Here is a 5,702-nt window from a genome sequence, read left to right as displayed (position 1 = left end):
GCGGCGCAGGCGCGGCTGCGCCAGGTCGCCACGGCCTTCGCCGGCCTGCCGATCGAGCAGCAGCACAGCCTGCATGCGCAGTTCGCCGAGATGGACGCCCTGGAGCGCCACGGCTGGTTGCTCGGCCCGGAACTGGGCGCCGAGTTCTGGGCGCTGCAGCCGCTGCTGGGCTACGTGCCGGAGGCGCAGCGGCAGGCACTGCTGGGCCTGTTGCGCGGCCTGCCGGCGGACCAGCGCGAGCATCTGGCGCTGCTGTCGCAACGCACCCCGCCGCAGGACCGTGCCGCCTTGCGCCGCGACCTGCTGGCGCAGGGCGCCGACAGCCGTGGTGCCTGGCTGAAGCAGCGCGCCGCGCGCTGAACTGCGCGCGGCGCCTGGCGTTGCGTGCACCCGGTCCCGAGCCCCGGGTCCGGGCTCCTCCTGCAGTCATCCGCCGCAGCGGGTAGAATGCCCGGCCTCCGCCACCCGGTGCCGGCGCTGTCTGCGCGGCCGCAGTCGGCGGGATCGCCAGAGTCTTGCAATGTTTTCGTCTTCCACCCCGGCCTCGGTCCGGGGCCGCGAACTGCGCACCACCGCGCAGCTCGCCCTGCCGCTGGTCCTGGGGCACGTCTCCACCGGCCTGATCAGCTTCGTCGACAACGTGATCGCCGGCCACCACGGCACCCGCACGCTCGCCTCGGTGACGGTCGGCACCGCGCTGCTGTGGCTGCCGATGATGATCCCGATCGGTACCCTGATCGCCCTGACCGCCTCGGTGTCGCAGCTCGACGGCGCCAAGCGCCATGCGCAGATCGGGCCGCTGTTCCGCCAGGCGCTGTGGCTGTCGCTGGGCCTGGGCCTGCTGATGTTCGCGTTCCTCAGCGTGATGCCGATGGCGCTGCCGCAACTGGGCATCGCCCCGGAGATCGTGCCCGGCGCGCGCGACTTCCTGCTTGCGATCCGTTGGGGCGTGCCGGCGCTGGTGCTGTACTTCTGCATGCGCTACCTCAGCGAAGGCATGCACTGGACCTTGCCGACCATGCTGCTCGGCTTCGGCGGCCTGCTGCTGCTGGCGCCGCTCGGCTATGCGCTGACCTTCGGCCTGTGGGGCCTGCGCGAGCACGGCGCCGGCGGCCTGGGCATGGCCTCGGCGATCATGATGTGGGCGCAGGCGCTGTGCTTCGCCATCTACCTGGCGCGGTCCAGGCGCTTTGCGCCGTTGCGCCTGTTCGCGCGGTTCGAGGCGCCGGACCTGCGCGCGATCGTCGGGTTGCTCAAGACCGGGCTGCCGATCGGCGTGACCATCCTGATGGAAGGCGGCCTGTTCATCGTCACCGCGCTGCTGATCGCGCGGCTCGGCGAGGTGCCGGCGGCGGCGCACCAGATCGCGATCAACGTGGCGCAGCTGTGCTTCATGGTGCCGATGGGCGTGGCCGAGGCGACCACGGTGCGGGTCGGCCGCGCCGCCGGTGCCGGCGACGCGGTAGGCGTGCGCGGCGCGGCCTGGGCCGGCTATGCGATCGTGCTCGGCACCCAGGCGCTGTCGGCGCTGGTGCTGCTGGTCGGCCACGACGCCATCGTCGGCGTCTACACCAGCGATCTGGCGGTGGCGGCGCTGGCCTCCACGCTGCTGCTGTACGCGGCCACCTTCCAGTTCCCCGACGGCGTGCAGGTGCTGTCGGCCGGCGCGCTGCGCGGCCTCAAGGACACCCGCGTGCCGATGTTGCTGGCCCTGTGCTCCTACTGGGGCCTGGGCATGCCGCTGGGCGCCGGCCTCGGCCTGTGGCTGGGCTGGGGACCGCAGGGCATGTGGATCGGCCTGATCCTGGGTCTGACCGCGGCCGCGGTGATGATGGGCGCGCGCTTCCGCTGGAGCAGCGCGCGGCTGCTGGCCGCGCCGGCGGCCCCCTGACTTCAGACGCATGTGCGGCGCCTGACGCAGCCGGTATGCTGCGCAGGCGCAAGACGCCTTCCTTTCGGAGCTTTCCATGAACCAACCCGTGCGTCGCAGCCCCGTCGCCAACTTCTTCGTCGGCCTGTGGGATGTGATGAACTTCACCCGCCGGTTGATCTTCAACCTGGTGTTCTTCGGTTTCCTGTTGCTGATCCTGCTGGCGATGGTGTTCGCCATGGCGCGCGGCGACGGCGGCAAGGCGCTGCGCGACCGCACCACGCTGCTGATCGCGCCGGAAGGCAAGCTGGTCGAGCAGTTCAGCGCCGACCCGGTCAGCCGCGCGCTGGCCAAGGCGATGAACGACAAGGGCGCGCAGGAGATCCAGTTGCGCGACCTGGTGCGCGCCATCGAGGCGGCCAAGACCGATCCCAAGATCGAGCGCGTGGCGCTGCGCCTGGACAAGCTGCAGCCCAGCGGCTTCGCCTCGATGCGCGAGGTGGAGAAGGCGCTGCAGGACCTGCGCAGCTCCGGCAAGCAGATCGTCGCCTACAGCGACAATCTGAATCAGTGGCAGTACCTGCTGGCCGCGCAGGCCAACGAGGTCTACCTGGACCCGATGGGCTCGATGACCCTGGAAGGCCTGGGCCGCTACCGCCAGTACTTCCGCGAGGGCCTGCAGGACAAGCTCGGCGTGGACGTGCACCTGTTCAAGGTCGGCGAATACAAGTCCGCCGCCGAGCCGTACGTGCTCGACGCGGCCTCGGCGGCGTCCAAGGAAGCCGACCTGTTCTGGATGAACGATGTGTGGCAGCGCTACGTGGCCGACATCGCCAAGGCGCGCAAGCTGGCGCCTGAGCAGATCAACGCCGGCATCGACACCATGCCCGAAGGCGTGGCCGCCGCCGGCGGCGACCTGGCCAAGTTCGCCCTGCAGCAGAAGCTGGTGGACGGCCTGAAGACCCGCGAGGACGTCGAGCAGCTGCTGGCCAAGCGTGGCGTCGCCGACGACGATGCCGACACCGGTTACCGCAACGTCGACCTGGACGGCTACCTGCAGCAGCTGGACCTGCGCCGTTCGCCGGTGGATTCGCGGCCGCAGGTGGCGGTGGTGGTCGCCGCGGGCGAGATCAGCGGCGGCGAACAGCCGGCCGGCCGCATCGGCGGCGAGTCGACCGCGGCGCTGCTGCGCCAGGCGCGCGACGACGACGCGGTCAAGGCGGTGGTGCTGCGCGTGGATTCGCCCGGCGGCGAAGTGTTCGCCTCCGAGCAGATCCGCCGCGAGGTGGTGGCGCTGAAGGCCGCCGGCAAGCCGGTGGTGGTGTCGATGGGCGACCTGGCCGCGTCCGGCGGCTACTGGATCAGCATGAACGCCGATCGCATCTACGCCGACCCGTCGACGATCACCGGCTCGATCGGCATCTTCGGCATGATCCCCAACATCACCCGCACCCTGGACAAGATCGGCGTGCACACCGACGGCGTGGGCACCACCCGCTTCGCCGGCGCCTTCGACATGACCCGGCCGATGGATCCGGCGGTGGGCCAACTGATCCAGTCGGTGATCAACAAAGGTTATGCCGACTTCACCGGCAAGGTCGCGCAGGCGCGCGGCAAGTCGGTCGAGGCCATCGACCAGGTCGCGCGCGGCCGCGTGTGGAGCGGTGCGCAGGCCAAGGAGCGCGGGCTGGTGGACGCGTTCGGCGGCTTCAAGGACGCGGTGGCCGATGCCGCGGCGCGGGCCAAGCTGGGCGGCCCGGACAAGTACCGGGTGCGCTACGTCGAGAAGCCGGCTACGCCGTTCGCGCAGTTCGTCAGCGGGTTCGCCGGCAGCCGCCTGGGCGTGTGGATGCTGAGCGACTCGGCGCTGGGCCACGCCCTGCTGGCGCGCAGCCTGCCGGAACTGGACACCCAGCTGCGCTTCGTCAAGGACGCGGCCGACACCCGTCCGGGCGCGCCGGTGAAGGCGCTGGCCTACTGCTTCTGCGGTCTGTAAGCCGGCCCTGCGCCGGCAGCGGCGCGCTCTTGCGAGCGCGTCGCCTGCTTCCTGCAACGCCGGCCCCCGTGGCCGGCGTTGTTCATTGCGCGGTGGCGGCGTCGAGCGCGGCGTTCTGCGCGGCCGCGGCGTGGTCGAGCGTGGCCTGGGTCTGCCTGGCGCGATCCAGCGGCTGGGCGATGGCGCTGCGCAATGCGCTGGCCTTCGGCGGTGGCGGCGCATCGGGCGGTTGCGGCGGCTCCGGCTTGCATGCGGCCAGCAGTGCGAGCAGTGGCAATGCCAACGTCATCCTGCGCAGTGGTGCGGACATGGCGGCGACCTCCTCGAGGGTGGAGGTATCATCCTACGCCTCCCATGTGAGCAGACAGGCACGCGCATGCAGCACCGTTGGCGGCTGGACGGACAGACCGCGCTGATCACCGGCGCCAGCGCCGGCATCGGCCTGGCGATCGCGCGCGAACTGCTCGGGTTCGGCGCCGACCTGCTGCTGGTGGCGCGCGACCTCGACGCGCTGGAAGCGGCGCGCGACGAGTTGCGCGAGGCCTTTCCCGAGCGCGAGATCCTGGCGCTGGCCGCCGACGTCGCCGACGACGAGGACCGCCGCGAGATCCTGGACTGGGTCGAGGACCATGCCGACGGCCTGCACCTGCTGATCAACAACGCCGGCGGCAACGTCAGCAAGGCCGCGGTGGACTACACCGAGGACGAATGGCGCGGCATCTTCGAGACCAACCTGTTCTCCGCGTTCGAACTGTCGCGCTACGCGCATCCGCTGCTGGCGCAGCATGCGGCCTCGGCGATCGTCAACGTCGGCAGCGTGTCCGGGCTGACCCACGTGCGCAGCGGCGCGCCCTACGGCATGACCAAGGCGGCGCTGCACCAGCTCACCCGCAACCTCGCCGCCGAATGGGCCGAGGACGGGATCCGGGTCAATGCGGTGGCGCCTTGGTACATCCGCACCCGCCGCACTTCCGGCCCGTTGTCAGACCCGGACTACTACGAGCAGGTGATCGAGCGCACGCCGATGCGCCGTATCGGCGAACCGGAGGAAGTGGCAGCGGCGGTCGGCTTCCTGTGCCTGCCGGCGGCCAGCTACATCACCGGCGAATGCATCGCGGTGGATGGGGGCTTTTTGCGTTACGGGTTCTAGCGGCTGTGCGGCGGCCGCGTGCGCCGGGCGCCGGCCGAAAGGCGCAGTGCAGCCAGGCCCCGGGCGTATGTCGTCGGGACTGAAGTCCCTCCCACAAGGTGGGTGCGCGCTTACTGCGGTGGATCGGTTGCGGGGTAATCCGTAGGAGCAGCTTCAGCCGCGACCAGGCTTTCCCGGTAACGCTCGGTCGCGGCTGAAGCCGCTCCTACTCAACCAGGCGCACCCCACGCGGGAGCGAGATGGATTACGGCGCTGGCTGTTCTGCGCCGCAGTTGCTGGCCTCGAGCAGGTGCTGGCGGCGTTCGAACTCCGTGCGCAGTGCCTCGGCATGGTCGGGCACGGCGAAACGCCAGTGTGTTTCGGCCTCGGCCACATAGTTCTTCCAGGCATCGCATAGCTGCTCGGCGGGCAGCGGCTGGCACTGGTCGCGCAGCACTTCGCAGGCGCTGCCGCCGGCCTGGTTGGGGCCGCCATCCAGGTCCGTCGTGGGCAGCGGCACGCACCGCGGCGGCGGTTCGGCGACCTCTCCGATGTAGGACGCCTGTTCGCGGGTGCTGCAGGTGTACAGCGGCGGGGGCGGCAGCATTGGTGGCGGCGGCGCGGCGGCTGCGTCTGCCACGGCGGGCGTGTCAGCAGGCGCGGTGGTGGACGCGGCGGTCGTGGCGCGTGCGGGCGGCGGCGATGGC

6 protein-coding genes are annotated in these 5,702 nt (G+C 71.0%); 4 read left to right on the top strand and 2 right to left on the bottom strand.

From position 1 onward, the window contains the following. From D588_RS23825 to sppA, 3 genes are all read left to right on the top strand, one after another. A partial coding sequence (locus D588_RS23825; RefSeq protein ID WP_017914853.1) for a hypothetical protein occupies positions 1–360 on the top strand: 360 nt, incomplete at its 5' end. Positions 361–520: 160 nt separating this feature from the next. Further along, positions 521–1,891 (top strand): MATE family efflux transporter, encoded by a 1,371-nt coding sequence (locus tag D588_RS0102535; protein WP_017911990.1) that lies wholly within the window; start codon positions 521–523, stop codon positions 1,889–1,891. Between the two features lie 76 nt (positions 1,892–1,967). Beyond that, complete coding sequence (gene sppA / locus D588_RS0102530) at positions 1,968–3,866, top strand: signal peptide peptidase SppA (protein ID WP_017911991.1); 1,899 nt, start codon at positions 1,968–1,970, stop codon at positions 3,864–3,866. An 82-nt stretch (positions 3,867–3,948) separates the two neighbouring features. On the opposite strand, the gene D588_RS0102525 is transcribed toward sppA, so the two are convergent. Continuing rightward, positions 3,949–4,155, bottom strand: a complete 207-nt coding sequence (locus D588_RS0102525) for a hypothetical protein (protein ID WP_017914852.1) — start codon at positions 4,153–4,155, stop codon at positions 3,949–3,951. An 87-nt stretch (positions 4,156–4,242) separates the two neighbouring features. Here D588_RS0102525 and D588_RS0102520 point away from each other — a divergent pair, with 87 nt between their 5' ends. Next, on the top strand, positions 4,243–5,016 hold the full coding sequence (locus D588_RS0102520) for an SDR family oxidoreductase (RefSeq protein WP_017914851.1): 774 nt from the start codon (positions 4,243–4,245) through the stop codon (positions 5,014–5,016). A gap of 244 nt (positions 5,017–5,260) precedes the next feature. On the opposite strand, the gene D588_RS23820 is transcribed toward D588_RS0102520, so the two are convergent. Then, complete coding sequence (locus D588_RS23820) at positions 5,261–5,602, bottom strand: hypothetical protein (protein WP_017914850.1); 342 nt, start codon at positions 5,600–5,602, stop codon at positions 5,261–5,263. Between the last annotated feature and the right edge of the window lie 100 nt (positions 5,603–5,702).

Origin of the sequence: Xanthomonas sp. SHU 308 (genome assembly GCF_000364645.1) — a bacterium.
Lineage (GTDB): Bacteria > Pseudomonadota > Gammaproteobacteria > Xanthomonadales > Xanthomonadaceae > Xanthomonas_A > Xanthomonas_A sontii.
This window is presented reverse-complemented; position numbering and strand designations above follow the sequence as displayed.